The sequence below is a fragment of the Aeromicrobium yanjiei genome, assembly GCF_009649075.1.
GTDB lineage: Bacteria > Actinomycetota > Actinomycetes > Propionibacteriales > Nocardioidaceae > Aeromicrobium > Aeromicrobium yanjiei.
Genome location: NZ_CP045737.1, coordinates 375,048 through 401,286 on the forward strand (window position 1 = coordinate 375,048; position 26,239 = coordinate 401,286).

The following is a 26,239-nucleotide window of genomic DNA, read 5'->3' on the forward strand; positions in this document are numbered from 1 at the left end:
AGCGGGATCAGGCCGTCATGACCGCGTCGTCGGCCGAGATGCGCGGCAGGCGGTCGAACCAGGGGGTCTCGCCCGGGTGACCGATGTTGATGACGAGCTGCGTGCGCCACGAGGTGCCGGGGAAGAACTCGGCGTCGATGCCGGCGGCGTCGAAGCCGCCCATCGGGCCCGCATGAAGGCCCGCGGCGCGGATCCCGACGATGAAGTAGCCGGTCTGCAGGGCGGTGTTGTAGCGAGCGATGTCGGCGCGGCTCGTCGCATCGCCTGCGAACATGTCGCCGGCGGTCGGGTTGTGCGGGAAGTGGGCGGCCATCGAGGTGTGGAAGTCGACGTCCGCGGCGACGACCGCCACGACGGGGGCGCTCGCGGTCTTGGCGCGGTTGCCCTCGGCCATCAGCGGCAGCAGGCGGTCGCGGCCGGCGCCCTGCTCGACCAGGAGCAGACGCATCGGCTGGATGTTCATCATGGTCGGGCCGTACTTGACCAGCTCGAAGACCTCGCGGACCTGATCGATCTTCACCGGCTCGTCACTGAAGGTGTTGACGGAGCGGGCCTCGCGGAACAGCAGGTCCAGCGTCTCGTCGGGCACGGAGAAGGGGAGTGTGGGGTCAAAAGAAGTCATAGAACATTCAACCACTTCGGAGGAAAGAAAAATCCCACGCTCCCCGAAGGGAGTCGTGGGCTTTCTCACTTCTCACATGGCGACCCCGACCGGACTCGAACCGGCGACCTCCGCCGTGACAGGGCGGCGCGCTAACCAACTGCGCCACGGGGCCATGTGTTGTGCGGTTAACCGCGAACGCAACTGTAACGCACGCCCCCCGCGAGGAACAAAACGGGTCAGGTGTGATCTGTCCCGCCGGCGTCCGCGCCCTGCGGTCCCGCGGCATTCGGGTCGTCGGGGGCGGGCGCCTCGCCGGTCTCGCGCGTCGTCATCGAGTCGTCGAGACGGTGCGGCCGCTGAGAATCGCCAGGACCTTGACGGGCCGCGCGCACCCACAGGGCGCCTCCGACGGCCAGCACGACGATGCCGAGCAGCATCCACTTCATGGACGGGGTCCTCTCGTTGCACGGAGTCCGTGACGGTGATCACACGGCGTACAGCATCTTCGGTGGTCGCGGGTCAGATGTCCAGAGTGTGAACGACGGCATCGTGCGACGCCCGGCGCGCTTCGATGGCGGGCATGACCGCTCGTCGCACCACCGTCGCGCCCCTGTCGCTCGCCGACCTCGCCGCCCTGACCCAGACCGTCGCCGACGACGTCCGCGCCGGGCTCCACGAGGTCCGCGCGGACGCCGATGACCGCTGGCACGTGCGACTGCGATGCGACGACCGCGTGGACGTGTGGCTGATCAGCTGGACCGAGGACCAAGGCACACAGCTCCACGACCACGGTGGCTCCTCCGGCGCGTTCACGGTCGTCAGCGGGGAGCTCAGCGAGACCGTGTGGACGCCCGGGGCGCAGGTGCTGACAGAGGCCGCTCGCCGGGCCGGCGACTCGGTCGTCTTCGGCGGGCGCTACGTGCACGACGTGCGCAACGTCCGGCAGCAGACCGCCGTGAGCGTGCACGCGTACTCGCCCCCACTCGCGCTCATGAGCTACTACGACGTGGACGGCGGCGGGCTCACCCGCCTCGCCTCCGCCTGGACCGACGACCCCGAGGCGCCGCCGTCCGGCCTGAGGGCCGCGTCATGACGCCACGGTTCGGGTCGGTCGACGAGCTCCTGGCCGCGGCGCGGGCTGATCTGACCCGGCTGGACCCTCACCAGGCGGTGGCACGGGTCGCCGCCGGAGCACTCATCGTGGACATCCGGCCGGCATGGCAGCGCGAGGCGGACGGGGAGATTCCCGGTTCTGTCATCGTCGAGCGCAATCATCTGGAGTGGCGCCTTCATCCTGCGTCGGGCGCGAGCCTGGCCGTGGCGACGAAGGGGCAGGAGTGGATCGTCGTGTGCACCGAGGGCTACACCTCGTCGCTCGCGGCGTCCGCCCTGGTGTCGCTGGGCCTGTCCGCCAGCGACATCGCCGGAGGCATCCACGCGTGGCGTGCAGCCGGACTGCCCGTGGTGCCGGGGCCGACCGCGGTGGAGTGCCGGGTCGGCAACGGCGCCGCGACGCCGTGATCGTCTCGCAGCCTGTGATTGCCGCTCGAGGGTGATCACGCCAGACTGGCTGCACCCCGTTCCTTGCACATCCACCGTTCCTTGCCCCAACCCATTGTCCCGGCGTGCCCTCGTCGAGCGCGGAGGACCGCATGATCGAGTACCGCAACGTCGCCAAGACGTTCGCCGACGGGACCGAGGCCGTGGGCGACTTCAGCCTGGTGCTGCCGTCGAGGACCACGACCGCCCTGGTCGGCTCGTCCGGCTGCGGCAAGACGACCCTGCTGCGGATGGTCAACCGGATGGTCGATCCGAGCCGCGGGCAGGTGCTGATCGACGACGTCGACATCGCGACCCGCAACAAGGTCGAGCTGCGCCGCGGCATCGGGTACGTCATGCAGGAAGCGGGTCTGCTGCCGCACCGCAAGGTCATCGACAACGTCGCGACCGTGCTCCGCCTCAACGGCGTGAGCCGTCGCGAGGCCCGCGAACGTTCCTACGCCGTGATGGAGACGGTCGGGCTCGACACGTCGCTGGCCACGAAGTATCCCGCCCAGCTGTCCGGCGGCCAGCAGCAGCGCGTCGGTGTCGCCCGTGCCCTGGTCACCGATCCCAACATCCTGCTGATGGACGAGCCGTTCGGTGCAGTCGACCCGATCGTCCGTGAGGAGCTGCAGGCCGAGCTGCTGCGTCTGCAGCGCGAGCTCGACAAGACGATCGTGTTCGTCACCCACGACATCGACGAGGCGTTCCTGCTGGGTGACCAGGTCGTGATCCTCAAGAAGGGGGGCGCGGTCGCGCAGGCGGGGTCGCCGGCCGACATCGTCGCCGCCCCGGCCGACGACTTCGTCCGCAGCTTCGTCGGGCTGGACAAGGGACACCGCCGGCTGCACGTCGAGGAACGCGACGGCGTCAGCATCGTCGTCGACGGCGCCGGCCGGCCCGCCGGGGTGCTCGACTGATGGACTGGGTCCGCAACAACACCGACCGGATCGGCGACCTGATGCTGAGCCACCTGTGGCTCAGCGTGGTGCCGATCGTGATCGGCTTCGCGATCGCTCTTCCCATCGGCTGGTTCGGCAACCGGAGCCCGCGCCTCAGAGGCGTCCTGCTGGCGGCCGCGGGGGTGCTCTACACGATCCCGTCGCTGGCTTTCTTCCTGATCCTGCCCGGCATCATCGGAACGGGCTTCCTGTCACCGCTGAACGTCGTCGTCGCTCTGACGGTCTACGCCGTGGCGATCATGGTGCGATCGGCCACGGACGCCTTCGAGTCCGTCTCGCCCTCGGTTCTCGATGCCGCGACGGCGACGGGTTTCGCCCCTGCCGGTCGGGCCTTCCTGGTGGAGCTGCCGCTGGCCGGACCGGTCCTGGTGGCCGGGCTGCGGGTCGTGGCGGTCAGCACCGTCAGCCTCGTCAGCGTGGGGGCACTGATCGGCGTCGACAACCTCGGCTCGCTCTTCACGGAGGGATACCGCACCGACAACCAGGCCGAGATCCTGACCGGTGTCGTGGGGATCGTCGCGATCGCGCTCCTGCTCGATGCGCTGATCGTGCTGGCCGGACGCGTCCTGCTGCCGTGGAACCGGGGCGCGCGCACCCGCGCCCGCACCTCGGTCTCGCCGATGGCCCTGGTGCAGCACCTGCGAGGTGGGCACGCATGAGCGTCGTCGCCGACACGATCGACTGGTTGGCCGACCCGGCGCACTGGTCGGGCGACGACGGCGTGCCGCACCGGTTGGTGCAGCACCTGGGTTACACCTGCCTGACCGTGGCGATCGCCGCGGCCATCGCGGTCCCGATCGGCCTGTGGATCGGCCACACCGGACGGCTGCGCGGCGTGGCCGTCGTGAGCTCGGGCGCGCTGCGGGCGCTGCCGACGCTCGGGGTGCTGACGTACGCGTCGCTGTTCACCGGCATCGGCATCAAGGCGGCGATCTTCACGCTCGTGCTGCTGGCGATCCCGCCGCTGCTGGCCGGCGCCTACGCGGGCCTGGAGTCGGTCGACCGCCAGACCATCGACGCCGCCAGGGCGATGGGCATGACCGAGCTGCAGATCCTGACCCGGGCCGAGATCCCGTTGGCGCTGCCGATCATCGTCGGTGGCCTGCGGTCGGCGACCCTGCAGGTCGTCGCCACGACCACTGTCGCGGCGTACATCCCCGGTCCCGGCGGCCTGGGCCGCTACCTGATCGACGGCCTCGCGCTCAACGACTACCCCCAGGTCGTCGCGGGCTCGATCGTGGTGATCGCGCTCGCGCTCGCCCTCGACGGAATCTTCGTCCTGCTCCAGCGGTTGGCACTTCGCAACCGTCCTGCCACCGTCCGCATCGCAGCCTGACCCCACCCCAAGGAGAACCATGTCCATCACCAAGCTCACCGCGGGACTCGCGGCCGCCGCGCTCGGCCTCACGCTGTCCGCCTGCGGCGGCGACCCCACGTCCGACGACTCCAAGAAGTCGGCAGGCGACACGATCACGGTCGGCTCGGCGGCCTTCCCCGAGAACGAGATCATCGCCGAGATCTACGCCCAGGCCCTCGAGGCCAAGGGCGTCAAGGTCGAGAAGAAGCTCAACATCGGCGCCCGCGAGGTCTACATCCCGGCGCTGGAGAAGGGCGAGATCGACCTGCTCCCCGAGTACACCGGCAACCTGCTGGCCTACTTCGACAAGGACGCCACCGCGACGTCGCCCGAGCAGGTCGACGACGCTCTCGAGGACGTCCTGCCCAAGACCCTGGAGGTGCTGGACCCGGCCCCTGCCGAGGACAAGGACTCGCTCAACGTCACCGCCCAGTACGCGGCCGAGAACAACCTCAAGAGCATCGGTGACCTGAAGACCGTGGGCAGCTTCAAGCTGGGCGCGAACCCGGAGTTCAAGGAGCGCAAGTACGGCATCCCGGGGCTCGAGTCGGTCTACGGTCTCACCGACATCGAGTTCGTCCCGATCAGCGACGGGGGTGGCCCGAAGACGCTGAAGTCGCTGCTGGACGACGACATCCAGGTCGCCGACATCTACTCCACGACGCCGTCGATCCTGGCCAACAAGCTGGTGACCCTGGAGGACCCCGAGAACCTGATCGCCGCGCAGAACGTCATCCCGCTGATCAACGAGAAGAAGGCCAGCGACAAGGTCGAGGACGTGCTCGACGACATCTCCGCGGTGCTCACGACCGAGGACCTGCTCGAGCTCAACAGCAAGAACCAGGGCGCCGACAAGACCGCCCCGGACGTGCTGGCCAAGCAGTGGCTCACCGAGAAGGGCCTCATCTAGCACCACCACGCCGGCCCTGACGTCTGTGCGGACACGCCGAGGGCGTGTGTCCGCCCGGACGTCAGGGCCGGCGGTCAGGCGGGGGCCAGCTCGGCGGCGGGCTCGTCCTCAGGGCTCGCGACCCGGCCGAGGCCCTGCAGCCGGCTTTTGAAGCCCAGCAGCAGCGCGGGCAGGAGCACGAGCCGCACCAGGGTCGCGTCGAGCAGGATCGCGACCGAGAGGCCGACCCCCATCTGCTTCATCTCCATCATGTCGAGCGTCGCGAAGACTGCGAAGACCGACACCATGACCGCCGCGGCACTCGTGACGACACCGGCCGTGTCGCGGATGCCGAGCTCGACGGCCTCCTCGAAGGGAAGCCCCCTGCGCAGGCCCTCGCGGACCCGGGTCATCACGAACACGTGGTAGTCCATCGACAGCCCGATCAGCACCACGAAGCAGAACAGCGGGATCCAGTCCACGACGGACCCCGACGAGGTGAAGTCGAGCAGTCCGTCGAACCAGCTGTGCTGGAAGACCAGGGTCAGCACCCCGAACGCGGCCCCGACCGACAGCAGGTTGAGCACGGTCGTCAGCAGTGCGAGGGTCACGTTGCGGAACGTCCAGATCATCATCGCCATGGTCAGGAGCAGCACGAACCCGACGACCAGCGGCAGGCGCGAGGTCTGGTGCTCGTAGTCGTACGACTCCGCGACGCTGTCGCCGACCGCGGTCGTCGCACCGTCGAGGTCGCTCACCGCACGCGGCACGATCGTGTCGCGCAGCTGCTCGATGGTGGGGTCGTTGCGCTGATCGCCCACGGGGTGCGGTGCGTACATCGAGAGCACCGACGTCCGCCCGTCCTTGGACACCCGCGGCGCCTCACCGCTCGCGAGGGCGAGGTCGGCCCGCACCGCTTCGCCCTCGATCTCGCGGAGGGCCGAAGCGGCGCCGCTGTCGTCGGACCTCAGGACGACGTCGATGGTGGGGTGCTCCGAGGGGAAGCTCGCCTGAGCGCGCTGGAACGCCTGCACCGCCGGGATGTCCTGCGGCAAGGTCTCGACCGTGGACTCCCGGGTCGACATGCCGAGGGCCGGGATCGCGAGCCCGATCAGCGTCCCTCCCGCAACGAGGGCGGAGACGAAGGGCCTGCGGATGACCGGACGGATCAGGCGCCCGCTGATCCCCCCGCTGCCGATGCGCCGGTTGAGCCGCCACAGCAGCGGGATGCGGGGACGGTCGACGAAGCGCCCGAACGCCGCCAGCATGGCCGGCAGGACGGTCAGCGAGCCGATCACGGCGACGAGCACGACCAGGATCGCTCCCGCGGCCAGCGCGTCGAAGACCGGTTCGCCCGACAGGAAGAGTCCCGACATCGCCACCATCACCGCGAGCCCCGAGACGACCACGGCGCGGCCGGACGTCGCAGCGGCGATCTCGATCGCATCGATCGTCGAGCGTCCGCGGGCGCGTTCCTCCCGTTCGCGCTTGAGGTAGAACAACGAGTAGTCGACGCCCACCGCCATGCCGATCAGCAGCACCACGTTCGCGACCGTGCCGGCGTCCGGCGCCAGGTACGAGATCGGCGCGTACAGGCCGAGTGCCGTCACGACGGAGGTGATCGCGAGCAGCACAGGGATGCCGGCCGCGACGAAGGCACCGAAGGCGATCAGCAGGATCGCGAACGTGACGGGCAGGCTCAACATCTCCGCGGACGCGAGGTCCTCGGAGACCTTGTCGTTGATGCCGTGGTCGAGCGAAGCCTCGCCGGCCTGCTGGATCGTGAGATCGGGGTGCGCCTTCTGGGCCTGTGCGGTGGCGGCGATGAGGGCGCCCACGTGGTCCGCGGCGTCATCCTCGTCACCGGTCATGGTGACGGGAACGAGCACCGCGTCGCGCCGTTCCGACACGATGGGCGCTCCGACGTCGGCGACGCCGTCCAGGTTCGCGGTCGTGGCCTTCACCTGCTCGGCGACGCCGGTGGCGCGCTCGACGTCCAGCGCTCCCCGAGGGGCGGTGATGAGGACTGACTCGGAGGGGCTGTCGTGGAGGGAGGCGGCGTCGATCATCGCCGAGGCCCGCCCGGAATCGCCGATCCGGAAGTCCTCGTCTCCGAGCTCCTTGCTCTGGACCGACGACGTGAGGGCGATCGCGGAGGCCACGAACGCGACCCACAGGCCGATCGCTCTCCAGGGGTGCAGAGCGCTCCAGCGAGCGACTCTCACGGTGGGCGAGGTACGAGACATGATGGCGTGGCTCCTGTGCGATAGAGGTTGGGCTCCCAGCCTCGCGAGGCGGGGCCGTGCGCACGATGGGCCCAGATCCCGTGGCAGGAGTGGGTCTGAGCCCCCTGACGGCGCTCTCCGGATGCGGCAGGATCGATCGAGCAGCGCACCCTCCCGAAAGGCATCTCCTCCGTGACCCCGACCCCCGGCCTGACCTCGTCGCCGCCCGACGAGTCGGTCCTGCAAGGGCTGCGTCGCAGGGGTGCGCTGACCGGCATCGCGCTGGCGTACGTCCTGCTGACCGTCCCGGCGGTTGTCCTGATGGCGCTGCTGACGGCTTCCCTGGGCGTCGCGGTCGTCGGCGTGGGGCTGGTCCTGCTGCTGGTGCTCGTGCCGGTGACCCAGCAGTACGCGAATTTGTTCCGCGGCCTGTCGGGACGGGTCCTCGGGCGCATGATCGACAAGCCGTACCGCCCGCGGCGCCGGGGCGGCCCGTTCGCGCTTTTGGCGGGCTGGGCCGAGGACCCGGCCAGGTGGCGTGACCTGCTGTGGCTGTACGTCGTGGTGCTGTTCCGCTGGGCGCTGGCCTGGATCGCGCTCCTGCTGGCTCTGGCCGTGATCTACTACGCGGTCTTCCCGTATCTCTTCGCCGTCACGCCGAAGGGCACGTTCGACACCGACTACGGGGTCATCAGGGTCGACACGCAGGCGGAGTCGTTCCTGCACTGGGCCTGGCTGCTGGTCGCCCTCGCGCTCTGGTGGTGGCTCGAGCCTCTCCTGGTCAAGTGGTGCGCCCAGATCGACGCGGCGCTGCTGTCGCCCTCGCGAGGGGCGCTCGAGCGCCGGGTCGCCGAGGTGTCGCAGTCGCGCGCCGAGACCATCGACCACTCCGCGGCGGAGCTGCGCCGCATCGAGCGCGACCTGCACGACGGGGCGCAGGCGCGGCTCGTCGCGCTCGGGATGAACCTCGGCCTGGCCGAGGAGCTCCTCGCGAAGGACCCCGATGCGGCCGCCCAGCTGCTCGCGGAGGCGCGGACCGTCACGACCAGCGCGCTGGGTGACCTGCGCTCGGTCGTGCGGGGCATCCATCCGCCCGTGCTCGCCGACCGGGGACTGGCCGGCGCGGTCCAGGCCCTCGCCCTCGACATGTCCCTGCCCGTGGCCGTGACGATCGTCCTGGCCGGGCGGCCGCCGGCGCCGGTCGAGTCGGCGGCCTACTTCGCCACCAGCGAGCTGCTCGCCAACATCGGCAAGCACTCGGGTGCGCGACGCGCGTCGATCGACGTCTCGCACGACGGTCGCGTCCTGCGGATCGTCGTCGCGGACGACGGGTCAGGGGGCGCCTCGGTCGACCGCGGATCGGGACTGGCCGGGGTCGCTCGCCGACTGGCGGCATTTGACGGCACGATGGACCTCGTCAGTCCCGACGGGGGGCCGACCGTGGTCACCCTGGAGGTTCCGTGCGTGCTGTCATCGCCGAAGATCTCGCCCTCCTCCGGGACGGCCTGACGCGGTTGCTGCAGGCGTACGACATCGAGGTCGTGGCCGCGGTCGACGACGCCGCCGCGCTCGGCGAGGCCCTGCGGACGTACGAGCCGGACATCGCTGTCGTCGACGTCCGCATGCCGCCCACGTTCACCGACGAGGGTCTGCGTGCGGCGATCACGGCCCGGGCCGAGCGACCGGGACTCCCGGTGCTGGTGCTGTCGCAGTACGTCGAGCAGCTCTACGCGCGCGAGCTGCTCCTCAGCGGGGACGGGGCGGTGGGCTACCTGCTCAAGGACCGCGTCGCCGACGTGTCCACGTTCGTCGAGGCCGTGCGGACCGTGGCCGCAGGGGGGACGGTCCTGGATCCCGAGGTCGTGGCGACGCTCATCGCGCGGGCATCGACCGACAGCCCGGTGTCCCGGTTGACCGGCCGGGAGCGCGAGGTCCTCGGCCTCATGGCGGAGGGGCGGTCCAACGCCGCGATCGCCCGCGCTCTGTTCGTCACCGAGAAGGCCATCAGCAAGCACACCAGCAACATCTTCATGAAGCTCGACCTCGACCCCGACGACGACAGCGCCAACCGCCGGGTCATGGCCGTCATCGCGTACCTCCAGTCCTGACCGCCGCCGGGTGGCGGCGGGGTCTGGGTGCTGGCATGCTCGGCGGACCCAGCTCCCACGGAGGTAGAACATGCCCGTCACCGAGGCCAACGGCGCCCGCATCCACGTCGAGGACACCGGTGCGCCCGCCGGGCGTCCCGACGCCCCGGCGATCGTCTTCGGCCACGGCCTGCTCTTCAGCGGCCGGATGTTCGCGGCCCAGGTCGCGCGCCTGCGCGACCGCTACCGCTGCGTGACGATCGACTGGCGCGGGCAGGGCAAGTCGCCGGCGGCCGACGACGGCTACGACATGGACTCCCTCGCGGACGACGCCGCGGCGGTCATCGAGGGGCTGGGGGCCGGGCCCGTGCACTTCGTCGGGCTCTCGATGGGCGGCTTCGTGGGCATGCGCCTCGCCGCCCGCCGGCCCGAGCTCATCCGCTCCCTGGTGCTGCTCGACACCAGCGCCGGGCCGGAGGACCCCGACAAGGTGTCCCAGTACCGGCTGCTCGCGAAGGTCTACGGCGTCCTCGGTCTGTCCCCGGTGCGCGGCCGCGTCGAGCCCCTCATGTTCGGGCCGACGTTCCTCGCCTCCCCGGCCGCGAAGCGGGACACCGACGCGTGGGTCGCGGAGGTCAAGGCCTGCCGCCGCTCGGGGATGAAGAAGGCGATCTTCGGGGTCACCGACCGCGAGCCCGTCCTCGACGAGCTGGGCCGGATCACCGCGCCCACCCTCGTGGCAGTGGGGGACGAGGACGTCGCCACCCCGCCGGCCAAGGCCGAGGTCATCGCGGCGGCGATCCCCGGCGCCCGTCTGGAGATCGTCCGGGGCGCGGGACACTCCAGCACGATCGAGCAGCCCACCCGCCTCGCCGACCTCATCGAGGAGCACGTCGAGGCGCACTAGACCACCGGCGCCTCCTCGGGCGGGACGAAGACCCAGGGCTCGCGCGGGATCCGCTCGATCGAGAACCCGTCCAGCAGCTCGCCCGCGGTGGTGCCGGTCAGGCCGAGCGAGGCCGTGACGAGAGCGAAGGCGCTCGGGCCCAGCTCGCGCAGGGTCACCGCACCGTCGCGCTTGGCGAGGCGTTGTCCGGCGGAGTTGAGTGCGAGGGGCACGTGGACGTACGTCGGCGGCGTCGCGCCCAGCAGGGTGGCGAGGTACGCCTGCCGGGGCGCCGAGCTCAGCAGGTCGTCCCCGCGGACGACCTGGTCGACGCCCTGCTGCGCGTCGTCGACGACGACCGCGAGGTTGTACGCGATCGCACCGTCGCCGCGCCGCAGCACGAAGTCGTCCACGACCCCCTCGTACGAGCCGTGCAGCTCGTCGTGGATCGTGAAGCTCGCGGTGCCGGCCCGCAGGCGCACGGCGGCCGGACGGACTGCCCGCCGTTCGTCCCGCTCGGCCTCGGTGAGGTCTCGGCAGGTCCCGGGGTACGCACCCGGCGGGGCGTGGGGGGCGGAGGGCGCCTCGAGGATCTCCCGCCGCGTGCAGAAGCACTCGAACAGCAGGCCCCGGCCGCCGAGCGAGGCGAGCGCCGCGTCGTACAGCCGGGCGCGCTCGGACTGGTGCACGACCGGGCCGTCCCAGTCGATGCCCATCGAGCGGAGGTCCGCGAGCTGCCGCTCCTCGGCCCCGGGTCGCACCCGGTCCAGGTCCTCGACGCGCATGAGGAAGCTGCGGCCCGTCGACCGCGCGCACAGCCACGCCAGCAGGGCGGTCCGCAGGTTCCCGACGTGCAGGTCACCTGAGGGCGAGGGGGCGAATCGACCGGCTCCCATGCGTCAGCGACGCGGCTTCTCGTACACGCGGCTCACGGTCACCCGCCCAGCCTGCCACTGCCTCATCGTGCGGCGAGCAGGGCCTTCTTCATGGCCCCGGCGAGATATTCGCTGCCCGCCCGGTTGGGGTGCTTGTTGTCGATCGTCTTGTTCGTGGGCAGCGTCTTGGTCGTCACGAACGTGAAGCCCTCCCGCTGCGCGTAGCGCTGGACGTAGGACTGCATCTCGGTGCCGAGGCTGCGCTGCGACTTGCCCCACGGCGTCATGACCAGCACGTGGCTGCGCGGGATGCCCTCCTTGCGGACGTGGGTGTCGAGGCGCTCCATGTACTTCTTGATGCCGGCGCGCCGCTTGGCCTTGCTGAGCGACTTCTTGCGGTTCCTGGAGTCGCACGTGTTGTAGTCGTTGCGGCCGCCCTCGATGATCAGGAAGTCGACGTCGGCCTTCTTGATCGACTTGTTGCGGCTGCCGAACGTGGTGCCGCCGCACTTGTTGCCGCGGGTGTTCATGCCCGAGCCGCCCTCGGCGTACGTCGTGATGCGCGAGGCGTTGACCGCGGGGTCGCGGGCCAGGATCGACCACCAGCCCTGCGACGCGCTGCCGGGCTCGTCGCGGTACCAGGACGTGATCGAGTCGCCGATGACCAGGATCTTGGGGCCCACGGGGGCCGGGTCGACGGCCTGCACGCCGTTGAGCGACGAGGCCTCGGCCGTCCCGCCCGCCGTGGGGGCGTCCGCGGCGCCGGCCGACGAGCCGAGTGCGACGGTCGACAGCAAGGCTGCGGTCGTGGACAGGACAAGGGTGCGCAACATGGGATTCCTCGAGGGCGTGACGGCGGATCCTCGACAGCGTACGGCGATCCGGTCGGTCAGATGGTCGTTCGGCGCCCACGTGACGTGATGTCGCTCGCATGATCCACCGCACCGGGGGGTACGTCATGGTCCTGACCACCAGGAGGATCGCCATGACCGTGCTTCCCGACGAACCCTTCGAGCCTGACGACGTGGACCCCGAGGACCCCTTCGCGGTCGAGCCGGACGCGGAGCCGGAGCTCCCACCGGACCCGGACCGGATCGTCCCGATCCCGGGAGAGGACCCGGCCGACCTCACCTAGATCCGTCACGGGCCGCGACCCCGCAGCCTGCGCCGAGACACCGAATTGGGCATAATTGAGCCTGCGAGCGTGTACGAGCGGCGCGGGCCGGGTGGCTGCGCACGATGAGGCGGACCCCGAGGGGAGCAGGCGGCGGATGCAACACACGTTCACGACGACCGAGGTCGGTCGCGACCTGGCCGAGGTCGACTGGAACGCCACCCCGCTGGGACCGCCCGACGACTGGCCGCAGAGCCTCAAGACGACCGCCCGCATGCTGCTCACCACCAAGTTCTCGATGTGGATGGCGTGGGGACCCGATCTCACCTTCCTGTGCAACGACTCCTACCGGCGGCAGACGCTCGGCACCAAGTACCCCTGGGCGCTGGGCCGCCCCGCGTCCGAGGTGTGGTCGGAGATCTGGGACGACATCGGTCCGCGGATCGAGGCGGTGATGAGCACCGGCGTCGCGAGCTGGGACGAGTCGCTGCTCCTGCTGCTCGAGCGCAGCGGATTCGTCGAGGAGACCTACCACACGTTCTCGTACAGCCCGCTCGCCGCGGACGACGGCCACATCGAGGGCATGCTGTGCGTGGTCAGCGAGGTCACCGAGCAGACCATCTCCTCGCGCCGGATGACCACGCTGCGCAATCTCGCGGCACGCACGGCCGGACAGCTCACCGAGAGCGAGGCGATCGCCGCGGCCGGCGAGCAGGTTCTCGCCGATCCGCTCTCGCTGCCCTTCGGCCTGGTGTACGTCCGCGACCCCGAGCTGGGCCGGTTCGTCCGTGCCGAGGTCGCCGGGGCCGATGACGACCACCCGCTGGCCCCGCGGGTGATCGATGTCGACGATCCCGCGCCGCTGTGGCCCGTCGAGGACGTCCTGGCGGGCCGACAGGTCCTGGTGGACCTCACGTCGCTGCCGCACGCCGCCCCCCGTGGCCCGTGGGACGATCCTCCGACGCGGGCGCTCGTGGTCCCTCTTGCGGGTGCCGCGTCGTCCCAGCCGTACGGCTTCTTCGTCGCGGGCCTGAGCCCCTACCGCCCGGTGGACGCCGCGTACACCGGGTTCGTCGAGCTGTTCGCCGGACAGCTCGCTGCCTCGATCACGGCGGCGCGGACCTTCGCGGGCGAGAAGCGCCGGGCGGAGGCGCTGGCCCGTCTCGACGAGGCCAAGACCGACTTCTTCACCAATGTCAGCCATGAGTTCCGCACCCCGTTGACCCTGCTCCTGGGGCCCGCGGCGGACGCCTTGGCCGATCCGGCGCTGCCGCCTGACGATCCGCAGCGCGTCCGCTTCGACATCGTCCACCGCAACGGCCAGCGCCTGCTGCAGCTGGTCAACAACCTGCTCGACTTCGCGCGGCTCGAGGCGGACGGGATCGCCTCGCACTTCGAGCCGGTCGACCTCACGCGCCTGACCGAGCCGCTCGTGACGATGTTCGAGTCGGCGGCGGCGCAGGCCGGCCTGACGTTGACGTACCGGGGCGCCGAGCTCTCGACCCAGAGCTACGTCGACATCGAGCACTGGTCCAAGATCGTGCTCAACCTGATGTCGAACGCCTTCAAGTTCACCTTCCACGGCGGCATCACGGTCACGCTCGTCGAGCAGGACGGTGACGCGGTGCTGACCGTCGCCGACACCGGGGGCGGCATCCCGGCAGCCGAGCTGCCGCACCTGTTCGACAGGTTCCACCGTGTGCGTGGGGCTGAGTCGAGGACGCACGAGGGTTCAGGCGTCGGGCTCGCCCTGGTGTCCGAGCTCGTGCAGCTGCACGGCGGCGAGGTCGACGTCGCCAGCACCGAGGGCGTCGGCACCACGATGACCGTGCGGATCCCGCTCGGCCGCGCCCACTTGCCGCAGGACGAGGTGGTCGAGTCGGCGGGCACCCGCGAGCCGGTGCCGGGGGCCGGGGCGGACCTGCTGTCCGATGCGTGGCGTTGGCTCGAGTCCGCCCGGAACGAGACGAGCGAGCCCACGGCGCCTCCGCAGGACGGTCTCGCCCGCGTCCTCGTGGTGGACGACAACATCGACATGCGGCGATACGTCGCGGGCCTGCTCGCCCGCGAGTACGACGTCATGACCGCGGCAGACGGGGTCGAGGCGCTGGAGCGCATCGCGGACACGGTCCCCGACCTGATCATCACCGACGTGATGATGCCGCGCCTCGACGGCTTCGGGCTGCTGGCCCGGCTCCAGGCCGATCCGAGGACCACCGGCGTCCCCGTCATCATGCTCAGCGCGCGTGCCGGCGAGGAGGGGACGGTCGAGGGCCTCGAGGCAGGAGCGGCGGACTATCTCGTCAAGCCGTTCGCGGCCCGCGAGCTGCTCGCGCGGGTGCGGGTCAACCTCGAGCTCGACCGGGTCCGGCGCGTGCGGGCCACGCTGGAGCGGAGCGAGGCGCTGCTCGACCAGGCGCAACGGCTCGCGAAGGTGGGCAGCTGGGAGGCCGACCTCTCGACGAGGACCGTGACCGCGTCCGACGAGCTCCTGCGGCTGACCGGCCTGACCCGTCAGGAGTTCGAGGAGATGGGCTGGCCCGGAGTGGTCTCCGGCGTCGTGCACCCTGACGACGCCGAACGGGTCATCGGGACGCTCGGCGATCTCGAGATCGGCGACGTCATGACGTACGACATGCGCATCCTGACTCCCCAGGGCGTCGAGCGTCTCGTCACCGTCCGGGCGGCTCTCCTCGGGGACGAGGACGGGCAGCCGCGGACGCTGCAAGGATCGATGCAGGACGTCACCGAGCAGCGCGCGGCCGAGCAGGCGATGTCGGCGGCCCGTGCGCGCGAGGAGGCCGGCCGCCGCGAGCACGCGATCGCGGAGGAGCTGCAGCGCAGCCTGCTGCCGGCCGAGTCGTTCGACCTGGAGCACCTCGACGTCGCGACGTACTACCGGGCCGGCATCGAGGGCACGTACGTCGGCGGTGACTGGTACGACATCATCGAGCTCGGCAGCGGCCGCACGGCGTTCGTCATGGGCGACGTCATGGGACGGGGCGTGCGTGCCGCGTCGGTGATGGGTCAGCTGCGCTCCGCGGTCCGCGCGTTCGCGACGCTGGACCTGGCCCCCGACGAGGTGATGCGTCACCTGGACGTGCTGGTGCAGGATCTGCCGGGCGATCAGATCGTGACGTGCGTCTACGGCGTCTTCGACCCCCGGGACGAGACGCTTCGCTACGCGAACGCCGGTCACCTCCCCCCGCTGGTGTCGAGCCGGGACGGTGAGCTGCGGCGCCTGACGGCAGGCGGCCCCCCGCTGGGCGCGGGGTACGGCGACGAGGCGACCGACGAGATCCCCCTCGCGGCGGGCGCGACGATCGTCTTCTACACCGACGGCCTGGTCGAGCACCGCGGCCGCGACATCGACGACGGGATCTGGGCGCTCGAGCGCCAGGTCGTCTGGCGTGCGGGCACCCCCCTCCCGGGGATGCCCGAGGCCATCGTCGGTGCGCTGCTCCCGGACGGTCCCGACGACGACGTCGCGATCCTGGTCGCACGCGTCACCTCGGTAGCCGAGACCGCGGGCCTGTCCATGCACCGCGACACGGGACGTGCGACGGTCGCCGAGGCGCGGCAGTTCGTCGTCGAGCGGCTCAACCGGTGGCACGTCCCCGAGCCGGTGACCCGGGACATGGCCCTCATCACGAGTGAGCTGGTGACCAACGCGATGGTGCACGGGGGCGCGCCGGTCGAGCTGCGGCTGCGCTGCGCGGGCACGCAGGTGCTCGTCGAGGTGCAGGACGATGCGGCCGGTGAGATGCCGCGGCCGCGCGATCCCGCGCAGACCGACGAGCACGGCCGGGGCCTGCACATCGTGGACGCGCTGTCCGACGAGTGGGGAACCCGCGGCACCGAACGCGGCAAGACCGTGTGGAGCGTCCGGGCCTGGCGGCCCGGCAACCGAGGAGGATCATGACCGAGCTGACGTTCACGACCGAGGACCGGCAGGACGGGGCCGTGCTGTCGGTCGCGGGGGACATCGACATGCAGACGTCGGCGGACCTGCGCGCCCAGGTCGACACCATGGACGTCGCGCACCGCACGCTGGTGCTGGACCTGGGCGGGGTGACGTTCGTGGACTCCAGCGGACTCGGCTCGCTGCTCGGGGTCAAGAAGCAGCAGGAGCGGGCCGGCGGTCGGCTGCTGCTGTCGAACGTGTCGCCACCGGTCGCCCGCATCATCGAGATCACCAGGATGGACCGGGTGTTCGAGAACGCCGAGGACTGACCCCCGGCCGCCGTCAGTGCCGCACGCGCACCGAGAGCGTGGGCTTGGGCGGCATGCGCCGCAGCGTGGCGCGGGGGCCCTGGACCGTCGCGTGCAGCTCGGCGACGCGGCGCACGAGCGTGACCAGGACGGCCAGTGTGAGGTCCTCGCCCGGGCACCGGTGCCCCGTCACCGCGGACCCGCCCCCCTGCGGGACGAGGTTGTAGGGCGTCACGGGGCGGCGCTCGAAGCGCTCCGGGTCGAACGACTCCGGGTCGCGCCAGATGCGGGGGTCGTGGTTGGTGCCCCACACGTCCAGGACGATGAGCGTCCCCTGCGCGATGGTGGCCCCCTCCCACTCCAGGTCGCGGGTCGCGCGGGTCGCCAGGAACGGGACGAAGGGATAGGTGCGCCGCACTTCCTGGGCGACGTTCATGGTGGACGCGCTCCGGGACAGCACGGCCTCACGCTGCTCGGGGAAGACGTCGAACACCTCGAAGATCCCCGCCACGAGCCAGCTGACCGCGACCAGCGGACGGATCAGGTTGATGACCTCGACCGCAGCGGTGTGGACGGGCAGCAGCTCGCCTGACTCGTCACGGTGACGGGCCCAGACGTCCAGGGGGGACACGGCGGGTGCGCCTGATCCGCGGGACTCCTCCACCAGGCCCTGGAGCCAGGTTTCGGTGCGCCGGCGTGCGCGTCGCGCCTTGAGCTGGCGCACGTTGGGTCCGCCGAAGCCGTCGACCATGGCCAGCATGTCGTGGGTCCGGTCCGCCGTCTCCTCGGGCTCCGGGGCGATGCCCACCCACTCGCAGACCGACTCGAACAGGATCGAGCCCACCTCGTCGAACACGTCGATGTGCCGGGGCCAGGCGGGCGCCCGCTCGTCCCACCGGCGGGCCACGCCGTCCGCGACGTCGCGCACGGCCACGGGCCCGATCACCTCGTTGAACGTGGCCTTGCGATGCAGGTGGGCGCTGCCGTCGAGCAGGTGGACCGCGCCTTTGCCGAACAGCGGACCGACCAGCGGGACGGGCAGTGCGGACGAGCGCTCGGTGTCGGGGTTCTCGTAGAAGAACTGGGCGGCGGACGCACCGCGGATCGCGGTGACCCTCTCGTGCAGGAGCCGGGTCTGCACGGTCTCCGACCCGGTCTGCCGGCGCATCGTGTCCCAGAAGCGGTAGCCGTTCCTCAGCAGCATCAGCGAGTGGTCACGCCCGTACGAGACCGGGGCCGGACGGGGATGGCGGTCGGCACTCATGGTTGTTCGATGCCCTTTTCCCGTTCGTTCATGCGCGGGCGCCCGAATGGGACCGGGGCCGCTTGAGCCCGACCGGTGGCGGGTACGGGAGGTGCGCAGCGGGCGACGGCCGCCCGGCGTACGACCAGGAGGACCCATGAGCCAGATGTCACCGGACTTTCCGGATCCGAACACCGGAGCCATGCCCGATCCGGACCCGGGAGCGCCCGAGCCCCCCGAGGAGCCGCCGCTCGAGGACGACGCGGGCGACGTCGTCCCCGACACCGACTGACGGCCCGCCGGACTGCTCGACCGCAACGGATTGATCCCCTCGCAGGGGGGTACACCGTCCGCCGAGTGCAGAAGGTCGCTCCGCCCCTTGTCATGGGAAAGGACACCATGCTGCACTCGGCCACCCGAGCCCCACGACCCGCCGAGCTGCGGCCCGTCCGCGTCGCCTCGATCCCCGCCTCCCACGTCTATGTGCGGCACCTGGCGCCCGCGCAGCCCGAGGATGCGGCGGTCGAGCGGCTGCCCGACCCGCGGCCCCCGGGGAGCAGCCCTGAGGCGTCCCAGTGGTGGCCCCCGGTGATGCTCGACGCCGACTGGATCGCGGCGCACGGCGACGACTTCGACCTGATGCACCTGCACTTCGGATTCGACGCGTTCTCGGTCGACGACCTGCGTGCCGTCGTCGCCGCTCTCCGGACGGCCGGCAAGCCGTTGGTGTTCACGGTCCACGACCTGCGCAACCCCCACCACACGGACAGGCGCGCCCACGACGAGCAGCTCGACGTCCTGGTGCCCGCGGCCGACGAGCTCATCACCCTCACCCCTGGTGCGGCGGCCGAGATCGCTCGTCGCTGGGGACGCACGGCCACCGTCATCGGTCATCCGCACGTCGTCGAGCTCGACGTCGCCGCCCGGCTCCGGGATCGTCGCGCGCGGCGCACCGACCCCTTCCGGATCGGTGTGCACCTCAAGAGCCTCCGGGCGTGCATGGACGCCGAGGCAGTCGTCCCCGTGCTCGTCCGGGCCGCGCGCGAGCTCCCGGGCGCGGTGCTGCAGGTCAACGGCCATCGCGACGTGCTGGAGCCGGGCGGCGCCCAGTTCGATGCGCGGCTCGCGGCGATGCTCGGCGACCTGGGCGACGAGATCGACCTGCGGGTGCACGACTTCTTCTCGGACGCCGAGCTGTGGGACTACCTCGGCAGCCTCGACGTCTCGGTGCTGCCCTACCGCCACGGGACGCACTCGGGCTGGCTCGAGGCCTGCCGCGACCTCGGCACGGACGTGGTCGCGCCCAGCTGCGGCTACTACGCCGACCAGGCGCCCGTGCACACGTACCGCCTGGACGAGACGACGTTCGACGAGGAGAGTCTCGTGCGCGCGATCCACCGCGCCCACGACGCACCCACCCCGCTCCTGGACCTCGATGACCGCGCCCGCCAGCGCGATGCGGTCTCCGAGGCCCACCGGGCCGTCTTCACCCGGCTCGTCCGGTCATGAGGATCTGCCTGATCGCGTCCAGCCGATTCCCGGTGGGTGAGCCGTTCCATGGCGGCATGGAGGCGCACACCGCGCTGCTGGCCGAGCACCTCATGGCTCGCGGCCACAGGGTCAGCGTCTTCGCCGCGCCCGGCTCCGACCCTCGCCTGCACGTCGAGGAGCTGGCGACCGTGCCGTTCGAGCCGAGCCCCGCGGCCCGCCGCGACGTGGGCGCGATGCCCGAGGTGTGGATGGCCGAGCACCACGCGTACCTGGGCCTCATGATGGAGCTCGCGCGGACGGGCAAGGACCGCTTCGACGTGATCCACAACAACTCGCTGCACCACCTCCCGATCGCGATGGCCGAGCTGGTCGACCTGCCGATGGTCTCGACCCTGCACACACCGCCCGTCCCGTGGCTGGAGTCGGCCCTCATGGTCGCGCGGGTCCCCACGACGTTCGTCGCGGTGAGTCGCCACACCGCAACCGCGTGGGAGCACGCAGTCGCGGCCGAGGTCGTGCTCAACGGGATCGACACGACGCGCTGGAGCGCGGGACCCGGGGGCGCCCGCGCGGTCTGGACCGGCCGGATCGTCCCGGAGAAGGCGCCCCACCTCGCGGTGCTGGCCGCGCTCGAGGCCGGGATGGAGATCGACCTCGCGGGTCCTCGCCAGGACGAGGACTACTTCGTGCGTGAGATCCAGCCGCTCCTCGGCGATCGGGTCCACTACGCGGGCCACCTCGACACGGCCGCGCTGGTCGACCTGGTCGGCGCAGCGGCCGTCGCGGTCGTCTCGCCCGTCTGGGACGAGCCCTACGGCCTGGTGGCCGCGGAGGCGATGGCCTGCGGCACCCCGGTGGCCGCCTTCCGCCGTGGCGCGCTCCCCGAGATCGTCACGGCGCGCACGGGCGCCCTGGCAGCGCCCGGCGACGTGAGCGCCCTGGCGGTGGCGATCGAGGAGGCCAGCAGGCTGGACCGCTCGCACGTGCGCGAGCACGCGACGAGGCACCTGGGGGTCGCGCGCATGGTGTCGGCCTACGAGGACGTGTACCGGCGAGCGGCTGCCGGACGAGCCGCATGATCGGCTACTACGTGCACCACCACGGTCGCGGTCACCTGCACCGCGCCATCGCCGTCGCGGCAGCGACCGGCACGGTCGTGGTCGGCATGAGCTCTTTGCCGCGCCCTGCTGAGTGGATCGGCCCCTGGCTCGAGCTCCCTCGCGACGACGAGGGCGCGGAGCCCGTCGACGCCAGCGCGCGCGGCCGTCTGCACTGGGTGCCGGAGATGGACCGCGGTCTCACCGCCCGCATGTCCGAGATCTCGTCGTGGATCGCTAACGTCGAGCCGACGCTCATGGTGGTGGACATCTCGGTCGAGGTGTCGCTGCTGGCCCGCCTGCACGGCACGCCGGTCATCACCCTGGTCCTGCCGGGGGAGCGCCTCGACTCCGCGCACGACCTCGTCCACTCGGTCGCACGGCGCATCGTGGGCGCATGGCCACCCGAGGCGACGGGCATGGTCACCGGACTCGACCCGCACCTGGACCGGCTGACCTGCGTGGGAGGTCTGTCCCGGTTCGACGGACGTGAGATCGTCGCGCCCGCCAGGGATGACGGGGAGCGACGGGTGCTCGTGCTCGCCGGCGCCGGCGACCAGGGGGCGGAGGAGTGGGACCTCCTCGCGGCGCAGGCCGGGACGCCGGGCTGGACGTGGGACGTCATGGGTCCCGGCGCGGCCTGGGTCGAGGACCCGTGGGAGCGGCTGTGCGCGGCCGACGTCGTGGTCACCCACGCGGGCCAGAACGCGATCGCGGAGGTGGCAGCGGCGAGGCGGCCCGCGGTCGTCGTGCCGCGCCCGCGCCCGTTCGGCGAGCAGGACGCGATGGCGGCGGTCCTCGGTGCCGACGGACGCCTCCCGGTCACGGTGTGCCCCGAGGGCCTGCCGACCTCCGGATGGTCGCAGCTGCTCGACCGGACCGCGGCCCTCGACGGCACGGGCTGGACGTGCTGGAACGACGGTGGCGGCGCGCAGCGACTCGCCGCCGTGATCGCCGAGGAGATCGCTCGTACGCCGGCGGGGCCGTCCTGATGCTCGCCGTCGTCACGATCGCGCACGGCCGCCACGACCACCTCGCGCTGCAGCAGGCGGGTCTTCGCCGCTCACACCGCCCACCCGATCTCCACGTCGTGGTCGCGATGGACGACGGAGGGCTCGAGCAGGCGCTCGAGCCCGTCCCCTGGCGTCGCCGGGTCGTCCACCTCGCGCGCTCCGGTCCGCACCTGCCGCTCGCCCGTGCCCGCAACGTCGGCGCCCGCACCGCGATCACCGCGGGAGCCGGGACGCTCGTGTTCCTCGACGTCGACTGTGTCCCGTCCCCGACCCTGCTGGGTGCGTACGACGAGGCGGCGACGGATCCGGTGACGTCCCGTGACCTGCTCTGCGGCCCGGTCAGCTATCTCCCACCCCCGCCCCCGGACGGCTACGACCTCGCGACCCTCGACTCGCTCGCGGAGCCGCATGCCGCTCGGCCGGCGCCGCCCGCCGGGACGGTCGATCGGACCCGCCGCGGCTACGAGCTGTTCTGGTCGCTGTCCTTTGCACTGGGTCGCGGGACCTGGTCCGAGATCGGCGGCTTCCACGAGGGCTACCTCGGCTACGGCGGGGAGGACACCGACTTCGCCAAGAGTGCCGAGAGCCTCGACCTGGCCCTGACGTGGGTCGGCGCCGCCACCGCGTTCCACCAGCACCACCCGGTCAGCTCGCCTCCCGTCGAGCACGTGGAGGACGTGGTCCGCAACGCGACCCTCTTCCACGCGCGCTGGGGGCAGTGGCCGATGACGGGCTGGCTGAGCGCGTTCGAGGAGCGCGGCCTCGTGGAGCGACGGGGTGACGGGACGTACCGGGTCGTGCGGTGACGCCGCGATCGGTAGGCTCGGGGCGCTCATCGACGGAGGGCTGGAGTCCATGCTCGCGTTCCCGCAGGACCCCATGCTGGCGCGCCACGTCACGGCGCTGCCGGAGCCGGGCGCGCTGGCCGGCGGCTGCGCGTACGAGCCCAAGTTCGACGGCTACCGGGCGCTGCTGTTCGTCGACGAGGACGGCTGTCGGGTCCAGTCGCGGCGAGGTCACGACATCACCGATGCGTTCGACGACGTGGCCGCGGCGGCCGCCGAGCAGCTTCCGGCCGGTCTGGTCGTCGACGGTGAGCTCGTCGTGTGGGCCGACGGCTCGCTCGACTTCGCCGAGCTGCAGCGGCGTCTGGGCAGGGGGAGCAATCACGGCTTCCGGCGGCGCCCGGCCTCGTTCATCGCATTCGACGTGCTCGCAGTCGCCGGCATCGACATCCGGTCGCGCCCGCTCGAGGTGCGCCGAGAGCTCCTGGAGACCGTGATCGACGAGCCGGAGGGAGCGATCCAGCTCTCGCCCCAGACCACCGACGTGGCCGAGGCCCGCGAGTGGCTGGACGACTACAGCGCCGCGGACGTCGGCATCGAGGGCCTGGTGGTCAAGGGGCTCGGCACGGCCTACCGCAACGGGGCGCGGGACTGGTTGAAGTACCGCGTGCGTGACACCGCCGAGGCGATCGTGGGTGCAGTCGCCGGGGATCCCGAGGCGCCCGAGCACCTGGTGCTCGGACGCCTGGACGGCTCCGGGGACCTGCAGATGGTCGGGACGACGACCCAGCTCGCACCGCAGCTGCGCAAGGGCCTCTCCGGGCTGCTGGTGCCCGCGGACGAGGAGCACCCGTGGCAGGACGGCGGGGCGACGGGAACGCGCTGGGGAAGGCGGGACCAGCGGCCCGTGACCCTGGTCGAGCCGACGCTCGTGGTGGAAGTCTCGGTCGACAGCTCGACCGATCGGGGCAGGTGGCGCCACCCGGCGCGGCTGGTGCGGGCGCGGCCCGACCTGAGCGTCGCCGAGGTGCCGTCCGTCTGACCCGGCGCCGGGTTACACGGAGCCGCGGCGGGGTACGTGGAGGGCCCCGACGAGAGGAATCACCATGAGCGAGTCACCCATCGAGCCCGACACCGAGCGTGGAGCCGACGAGGGACAGGGCGAGGACTTCGACCCCGTCCAGACCGGAGAGCCCGCGACCGGGCCCGAGGCGCCCGTCCCGCCCGGCGGCCAGGACCTCGCCGACCAGCCCGGCAGCTGATCTGCCGGACCGGCACGCCTGATCGAACCGCCGTCGCGCCCCTCGCAGCTGATGCGTCCGAGGGGCCACGGCGGTTCGTCGCGTCGGGCGATGGTTGAAAGCTCCTCAGTCGGGCACTTGTGTGTGCAGAGGCGCGAGGCCGGCGAGCCGCCCGCGCCCACCGAATCCGCAATCGCGAGAGGCAACACATGAAGGCACTGACCTGGCAGGGCAAGCAGAACGTGAGCGTCGAGACCGTCCCGGACCCCCAGATCCAGGAGGCTGACGACATCATCATCGAGGTGACGACGTCCGGCCTGTGCGGATCCGACCTTCACCTGTACGACCCGCTCGGACCGTTCCTCCACCCCGGCGACGTGCTCGGCCACGAGCCCATGGGGCGTGTCGTGGAGCGTGGATCGGCCATCACCGACCTGCAGGTCGGCGACCGGGTCGTCATCCCGTTCCAGATCGCGTGCGGATCGTGCTTCATGTGCCAGCGCGGGCTGCAGACCCAGTGCGAGACCACGCAGGTGCGTGAGTACGGCATGGGTGCCGCACTGTACGGCTACACCGATCTCTACGGAGCGGTTCCCGGTGGCCAGGCGGAGTTCCTGCGGGTGCCGCACGGCAACTACAACCCGATCAAGGTCGAGGAGGGGCCGAGCGACGACCGCTTCGTCTATCTCTCCGACGTGGCGCCGACGGCATGGCAGGGCATCGAGTACTCGGGCATCAAGTCCGGCGAGACCCTGGTCATCGTGGGCCTCGGCCCCATCGGCGAGATGGCCGCCCGCATGGCGCTGCTGCGCGACGTGCGAGTCATCGGCGTCGACCTCGTCCCCGAGCGTCTTGCGCGTTCGGCCGCACTGGGCGTCGAGACGATCAACCTGGAGGACGGCGACCCGGTCGCCGCGATCCTGGACAAGACCGCAGGGCGCGGCGCTGACGCCGTCATGGAGGCCGTCGGGATGGAGGCGCACGGATCGGGCGTCGCCGAGACTGCGCAGAAGGTCGTCGGCCTGCTGCCGAAGGCGCTGTCGCGACCGATCATGACCAATGCGAGCACCGACCGGTTGGCCGCCCTGGACCTGGCGTTCCAGGCAGTGCGTCGCGGCGGCACCGTGTCGATCAGCGGCGTCTACGCGGGCGCTGCGGATCCCCTGTCGATGCAGATGATCTTCGACAAGCAGCTCACGCTGCGCATGGGCCAGGCCAACGTGAAGCGCTGGGCGGACGACCTCCTGCCGCTGGCCCAGGACGACGCGGACCCGCTGGGGCTCGAGACGTTCGCGACCCACCACGTGCCGCTCGACCAGGCACCCGCGGCCTACGAGATGTTCCAGAAGAAGCAGGACGGTGCGATCAAGGTGCTCTTCCAGCCCTGAGACCGCACGCCACAGCTGCCTCTCGTCGCGTCAGTCGCGGTGGGAGGCAGCTGTGCTTTCGAGCACGTCGTCGACGACCGCCCGGAGGTCCAGGTCCGGTCCGGCCGCTGCGCGTTGGCGGTCCGCGCCGGTGCCCTCGGCCAGGACGCGGGCAATGCCGTCCTCGACCAGCTCGCGGTCGCCCGCCCGCTCCAGGGCCGGACCGATCGCGTCGACCAGCGCGCCGAGGGCGTCGGCGGCGGGCACGAGGGCTCCGTCCAGCGGGTGGAGCAGCGACGCCGATACGCCGTGGCGTCGCGCCTGCCATCGAGCAGCACGCAGCAGGTCGACCCGCCACGGTGTCAGGGGGGTGCGGGCGTGCCAGGCCTCGGCGCACGTCTCGACGAGCCCGCGGGAGAGGGCTGCGACCAAGGCCGTGTCCGCGAGGTCGGTGCAGATGTCGGCGACCCTGATCTCGACCGTGGGGTAGTCCCGTGCGAGCCGGGCGTCGAAGTAGAGCATGCCGTGGTCGAGCGCAGCCCCGCTCGCGACGATCGCCTCGACGGCCTTCTCGTAGCCCGCCGCGTCGCCGAACGGCTCGACGGGCCCCGCGGACGGCCACGAGTCCCAGATCTCCGCGCGCCAGCTCGCATACGACGTGTCGATGCCGAGGTCGAACGGTGAGCCCGTCGAGACGGCCTGGACGAGCGGGAGCCACGGCCGGATCCGGTCCAGGACGGCGACGCCCTCCTCGTCGTCCGCGATGTCGACATGCACGTGCATGCCGCACGCGAGCGCCTCGCGCCCGACGCGGCCGAACCGCGCCATCATCTGCTCGTACCGTCTCTTGGGGGTGAGCCGGCCCTCGTCGTCGGGCATGACCGGCGTCGGCATCGCGGCCAGCCGCGCGCCGGCGCCGTCGGCGGCCTTGGCCGCGCCGCGGCGCGCCTCCTTCAGGTCGGCGATGACGTCGCCCAGCGCGTGGTGAGGATCGGACTGGGTCTCGACCTGCTGCAGGAACAGCTCCTGCTCGACCTCGTCCCCAGGAGCCTGCTCCACGGCGCGGTGCGACGAGGCGACCAGCTGTCGGGTCCCCGGGTCGACCAGGAACATCTCTTCCTCGACCGCCACCTTGCGCACTGTCACGGCACCATCGTGGCGGTGCTGTGCCGGGACGGCAAACCGGCCGGGTCGGCTGCAGCAGCCCTGAGGCCGATCCCGATTCAGCCGCGCCGATAGGGGCACCTGG

Annotated in this window: 27 protein-coding genes and 1 tRNA gene; 20 read left to right on the forward strand and 8 right to left on the reverse strand. The window is 71.5% G+C overall.

Annotated elements, in window-relative coordinates:
• Window positions 1-7: 7 nt before the first annotated feature.
• The 3 genes from GEV26_RS02085 to GEV26_RS02095 all read right to left on the reverse strand — a co-directional run bounded on the left by GEV26_RS02085 (window position 8) and on the right by GEV26_RS02095 (window position 1,050).
• The gene (locus GEV26_RS02085) at window positions 8-589 is read right to left on the reverse strand and encodes a malonic semialdehyde reductase (RefSeq protein WP_243838851.1); all 582 of its coding nucleotides are present in this window, start codon (window positions 587-589) and stop codon (window positions 8-10) included.
• 110 nt (window positions 590-699) lie between these two features.
• Window positions 700-776, reverse strand: a tRNA-Asp gene (locus GEV26_RS02090).
• A 64-nt stretch (window positions 777-840) separates the two neighbouring features.
• The gene (locus GEV26_RS02095) at window positions 841-1,050 is read right to left on the reverse strand and encodes a hypothetical protein (protein ID WP_153651531.1); all 210 of its coding nucleotides are present in this window, start codon (window positions 1,048-1,050) and stop codon (window positions 841-843) included.
• A gap of 134 nt (window positions 1,051-1,184) precedes the next feature.
• Between GEV26_RS02095 and GEV26_RS02100 the strand changes: the two genes are divergently transcribed.
• The 6 genes from GEV26_RS02100 to GEV26_RS02125 all read left to right on the forward strand — a co-directional run bounded on the left by GEV26_RS02100 (window position 1,185) and on the right by GEV26_RS02125 (window position 5,375).
• Entirely contained in the window at window positions 1,185-1,697 is a 513-nt protein-coding gene (locus GEV26_RS02100; RefSeq protein WP_243838852.1) for a cysteine dioxygenase, read from the forward strand.
• The gene (locus GEV26_RS02105; RefSeq protein ID WP_153651533.1) at window positions 1,694-2,125 is read left to right on the forward strand and encodes a rhodanese-like domain-containing protein; all 432 of its coding nucleotides are present in this window, start codon (window positions 1,694-1,696) and stop codon (window positions 2,123-2,125) included. The genes GEV26_RS02100 and GEV26_RS02105 overlap by 4 nt, the downstream gene beginning before the upstream one ends.
• 131 nt (window positions 2,126-2,256) lie before the next feature.
• On the forward strand, window positions 2,257-3,066 hold the full coding sequence (locus tag GEV26_RS02110; RefSeq protein ID WP_153654919.1) for an ABC transporter ATP-binding protein: 810 nt from the start codon (window positions 2,257-2,259) through the stop codon (window positions 3,064-3,066).
• The gene (locus tag GEV26_RS02115; protein ID WP_153651534.1) at window positions 3,066-3,767 is read left to right on the forward strand and encodes an ABC transporter permease; all 702 of its coding nucleotides are present in this window, start codon (window positions 3,066-3,068) and stop codon (window positions 3,765-3,767) included. The genes GEV26_RS02110 and GEV26_RS02115 overlap by 1 nt, the downstream gene beginning before the upstream one ends.
• Entirely contained in the window at window positions 3,764-4,444 is a 681-nt protein-coding gene (locus GEV26_RS02120) for an ABC transporter permease (RefSeq protein WP_153651535.1), read from the forward strand. The genes GEV26_RS02115 and GEV26_RS02120 overlap by 4 nt, the downstream gene beginning before the upstream one ends.
• Window positions 4,445-4,463: 19 nt before the next feature.
• Entirely contained in the window at window positions 4,464-5,375 is a 912-nt protein-coding gene (locus GEV26_RS02125) for an ABC transporter substrate-binding protein (protein ID WP_153651536.1), read from the forward strand.
• Window positions 5,376-5,449: 74 nt separating this feature from the next.
• Here GEV26_RS02125 and GEV26_RS02130 read toward each other — a convergent pair whose 3' ends face one another.
• A complete protein-coding gene (locus tag GEV26_RS02130) occupies window positions 5,450-7,579 on the reverse strand; it encodes an MMPL family transporter (RefSeq protein WP_194839938.1) in 2,130 nt (709 codons plus the stop codon).
• A gap of 192 nt (window positions 7,580-7,771) precedes the next feature.
• On the opposite strand from GEV26_RS02130, the gene GEV26_RS02135 reads away from it, so the two are divergent.
• The 3 genes from GEV26_RS02135 (at window position 7,772) to GEV26_RS02145 (ending at window position 10,573) form a co-directional block, all read left to right on the forward strand.
• The gene (locus GEV26_RS02135; protein WP_208431009.1) at window positions 7,772-9,088 is read left to right on the forward strand and encodes a sensor histidine kinase; all 1,317 of its coding nucleotides are present in this window, start codon (window positions 7,772-7,774) and stop codon (window positions 9,086-9,088) included.
• A complete protein-coding gene (locus tag GEV26_RS02140; protein ID WP_153651538.1) occupies window positions 9,040-9,687 on the forward strand; it encodes a LuxR C-terminal-related transcriptional regulator in 648 nt (215 codons plus the stop codon). Before GEV26_RS02135 ends, GEV26_RS02140 begins: the two co-directional genes overlap by 49 nt.
• A 70-nt stretch (window positions 9,688-9,757) precedes the next feature.
• The gene (locus tag GEV26_RS02145) at window positions 9,758-10,573 is read left to right on the forward strand and encodes an alpha/beta fold hydrolase (protein WP_153651539.1); all 816 of its coding nucleotides are present in this window, start codon (window positions 9,758-9,760) and stop codon (window positions 10,571-10,573) included.
• Here GEV26_RS02145 and gluQRS read toward each other — a convergent pair.
• Together gluQRS and GEV26_RS02155 are read right to left on the reverse strand one after the other, a co-directional pair.
• A complete protein-coding gene (gene gluQRS, locus GEV26_RS02150) occupies window positions 10,570-11,448 on the reverse strand; it encodes a tRNA glutamyl-Q(34) synthetase GluQRS (RefSeq protein ID WP_153651540.1) in 879 nt (292 codons plus the stop codon). The genes GEV26_RS02145 and gluQRS overlap by 4 nt on opposite strands.
• A gap of 62 nt (window positions 11,449-11,510) precedes the next feature.
• A complete protein-coding gene (locus GEV26_RS02155) occupies window positions 11,511-12,260 on the reverse strand; it encodes an SGNH/GDSL hydrolase family protein (RefSeq protein WP_153651541.1) in 750 nt (249 codons plus the stop codon).
• Between the two features lie 152 nt (window positions 12,261-12,412).
• Between GEV26_RS02155 and GEV26_RS02160 the strand changes: the two genes are divergently transcribed.
• The 3 genes from GEV26_RS02160 to GEV26_RS02170 all read left to right on the forward strand — a co-directional run bounded on the left by GEV26_RS02160 (window position 12,413) and on the right by GEV26_RS02170 (window position 16,774).
• Window positions 12,413-12,562: a hypothetical protein gene (locus GEV26_RS02160; protein WP_153651542.1), complete on the forward strand. Its 150-nt coding sequence runs from the start codon at window positions 12,413-12,415 to the stop codon at window positions 12,560-12,562.
• Window positions 12,563-12,698: 136 nt separating this feature from the next.
• Complete coding sequence (locus tag GEV26_RS02165) at window positions 12,699-16,463, forward strand: SpoIIE family protein phosphatase (protein ID WP_153651543.1); 3,765 nt, start codon at window positions 12,699-12,701, stop codon at window positions 16,461-16,463.
• On the forward strand, window positions 16,460-16,774 hold the full coding sequence (locus tag GEV26_RS02170; protein WP_153651544.1) for an STAS domain-containing protein: 315 nt from the start codon (window positions 16,460-16,462) through the stop codon (window positions 16,772-16,774). The genes GEV26_RS02165 and GEV26_RS02170 overlap by 4 nt, the downstream gene beginning before the upstream one ends.
• A gap of 13 nt (window positions 16,775-16,787) precedes the next feature.
• Here the strand turns inward: GEV26_RS02170 and GEV26_RS02175 are convergent, their stop codons facing one another.
• The gene (locus tag GEV26_RS02175) at window positions 16,788-18,017 is read right to left on the reverse strand and encodes a cytochrome P450 (protein ID WP_194839939.1); all 1,230 of its coding nucleotides are present in this window, start codon (window positions 18,015-18,017) and stop codon (window positions 16,788-16,790) included.
• Window positions 18,018-18,153: 136 nt separating this feature from the next.
• Here GEV26_RS02175 and GEV26_RS18125 point away from each other — a divergent pair, with 136 nt between their 5' ends.
• The 8 genes from GEV26_RS18125 to GEV26_RS02210 all read left to right on the forward strand — a co-directional run bounded on the left by GEV26_RS18125 (window position 18,154) and on the right by GEV26_RS02210 (window position 25,011).
• The gene (locus tag GEV26_RS18125) at window positions 18,154-18,288 is read left to right on the forward strand and encodes a hypothetical protein (RefSeq protein WP_255489235.1); all 135 of its coding nucleotides are present in this window, start codon (window positions 18,154-18,156) and stop codon (window positions 18,286-18,288) included.
• Window positions 18,289-18,380: 92 nt separating this feature from the next.
• The gene (locus GEV26_RS02180; protein WP_243838853.1) at window positions 18,381-19,505 is read left to right on the forward strand and encodes a glycosyltransferase; all 1,125 of its coding nucleotides are present in this window, start codon (window positions 18,381-18,383) and stop codon (window positions 19,503-19,505) included.
• The gene (locus tag GEV26_RS02185) at window positions 19,502-20,566 is read left to right on the forward strand and encodes a glycosyltransferase (RefSeq protein WP_153651546.1); all 1,065 of its coding nucleotides are present in this window, start codon (window positions 19,502-19,504) and stop codon (window positions 20,564-20,566) included. Before GEV26_RS02180 ends, GEV26_RS02185 begins: the two co-directional genes overlap by 4 nt.
• Window positions 20,563-21,576 carry a glycosyltransferase gene (locus tag GEV26_RS02190; RefSeq protein WP_153651547.1) on the forward strand — a complete coding sequence of 338 codons (1,014 nt, stop codon included), beginning with the start codon at window positions 20,563-20,565 and terminating at the stop codon, window positions 21,574-21,576. Before GEV26_RS02185 ends, GEV26_RS02190 begins: the two co-directional genes overlap by 4 nt.
• The gene (locus GEV26_RS02195) at window positions 21,576-22,403 is read left to right on the forward strand and encodes a glycosyltransferase family 2 protein (RefSeq protein ID WP_208431010.1); all 828 of its coding nucleotides are present in this window, start codon (window positions 21,576-21,578) and stop codon (window positions 22,401-22,403) included. Before GEV26_RS02190 ends, GEV26_RS02195 begins: the two co-directional genes overlap by 1 nt.
• Complete coding sequence (locus GEV26_RS02200; protein ID WP_208431011.1) at window positions 22,375-23,424, forward strand: ATP-dependent DNA ligase; 1,050 nt, start codon at window positions 22,375-22,377, stop codon at window positions 23,422-23,424. Before GEV26_RS02195 ends, GEV26_RS02200 begins: the two co-directional genes overlap by 29 nt.
• A 64-nt stretch (window positions 23,425-23,488) precedes the next feature.
• Entirely contained in the window at window positions 23,489-23,644 is a 156-nt protein-coding gene (locus tag GEV26_RS02205) for a hypothetical protein (protein ID WP_153651548.1), read from the forward strand.
• A gap of 188 nt (window positions 23,645-23,832) precedes the next feature.
• The gene (locus GEV26_RS02210; protein ID WP_153651549.1) at window positions 23,833-25,011 is read left to right on the forward strand and encodes an alcohol dehydrogenase catalytic domain-containing protein; all 1,179 of its coding nucleotides are present in this window, start codon (window positions 23,833-23,835) and stop codon (window positions 25,009-25,011) included.
• 30 nt (window positions 25,012-25,041) lie between these two features.
• Here the strand turns inward: GEV26_RS02210 and GEV26_RS02215 are convergent, their stop codons facing one another.
• On the reverse strand, window positions 25,042-26,136 hold the full coding sequence (locus tag GEV26_RS02215) for a carboxylate-amine ligase (protein WP_194839940.1): 1,095 nt from the start codon (window positions 26,134-26,136) through the stop codon (window positions 25,042-25,044).
• Between the last annotated feature and the right edge of the window lie 103 nt (window positions 26,137-26,239).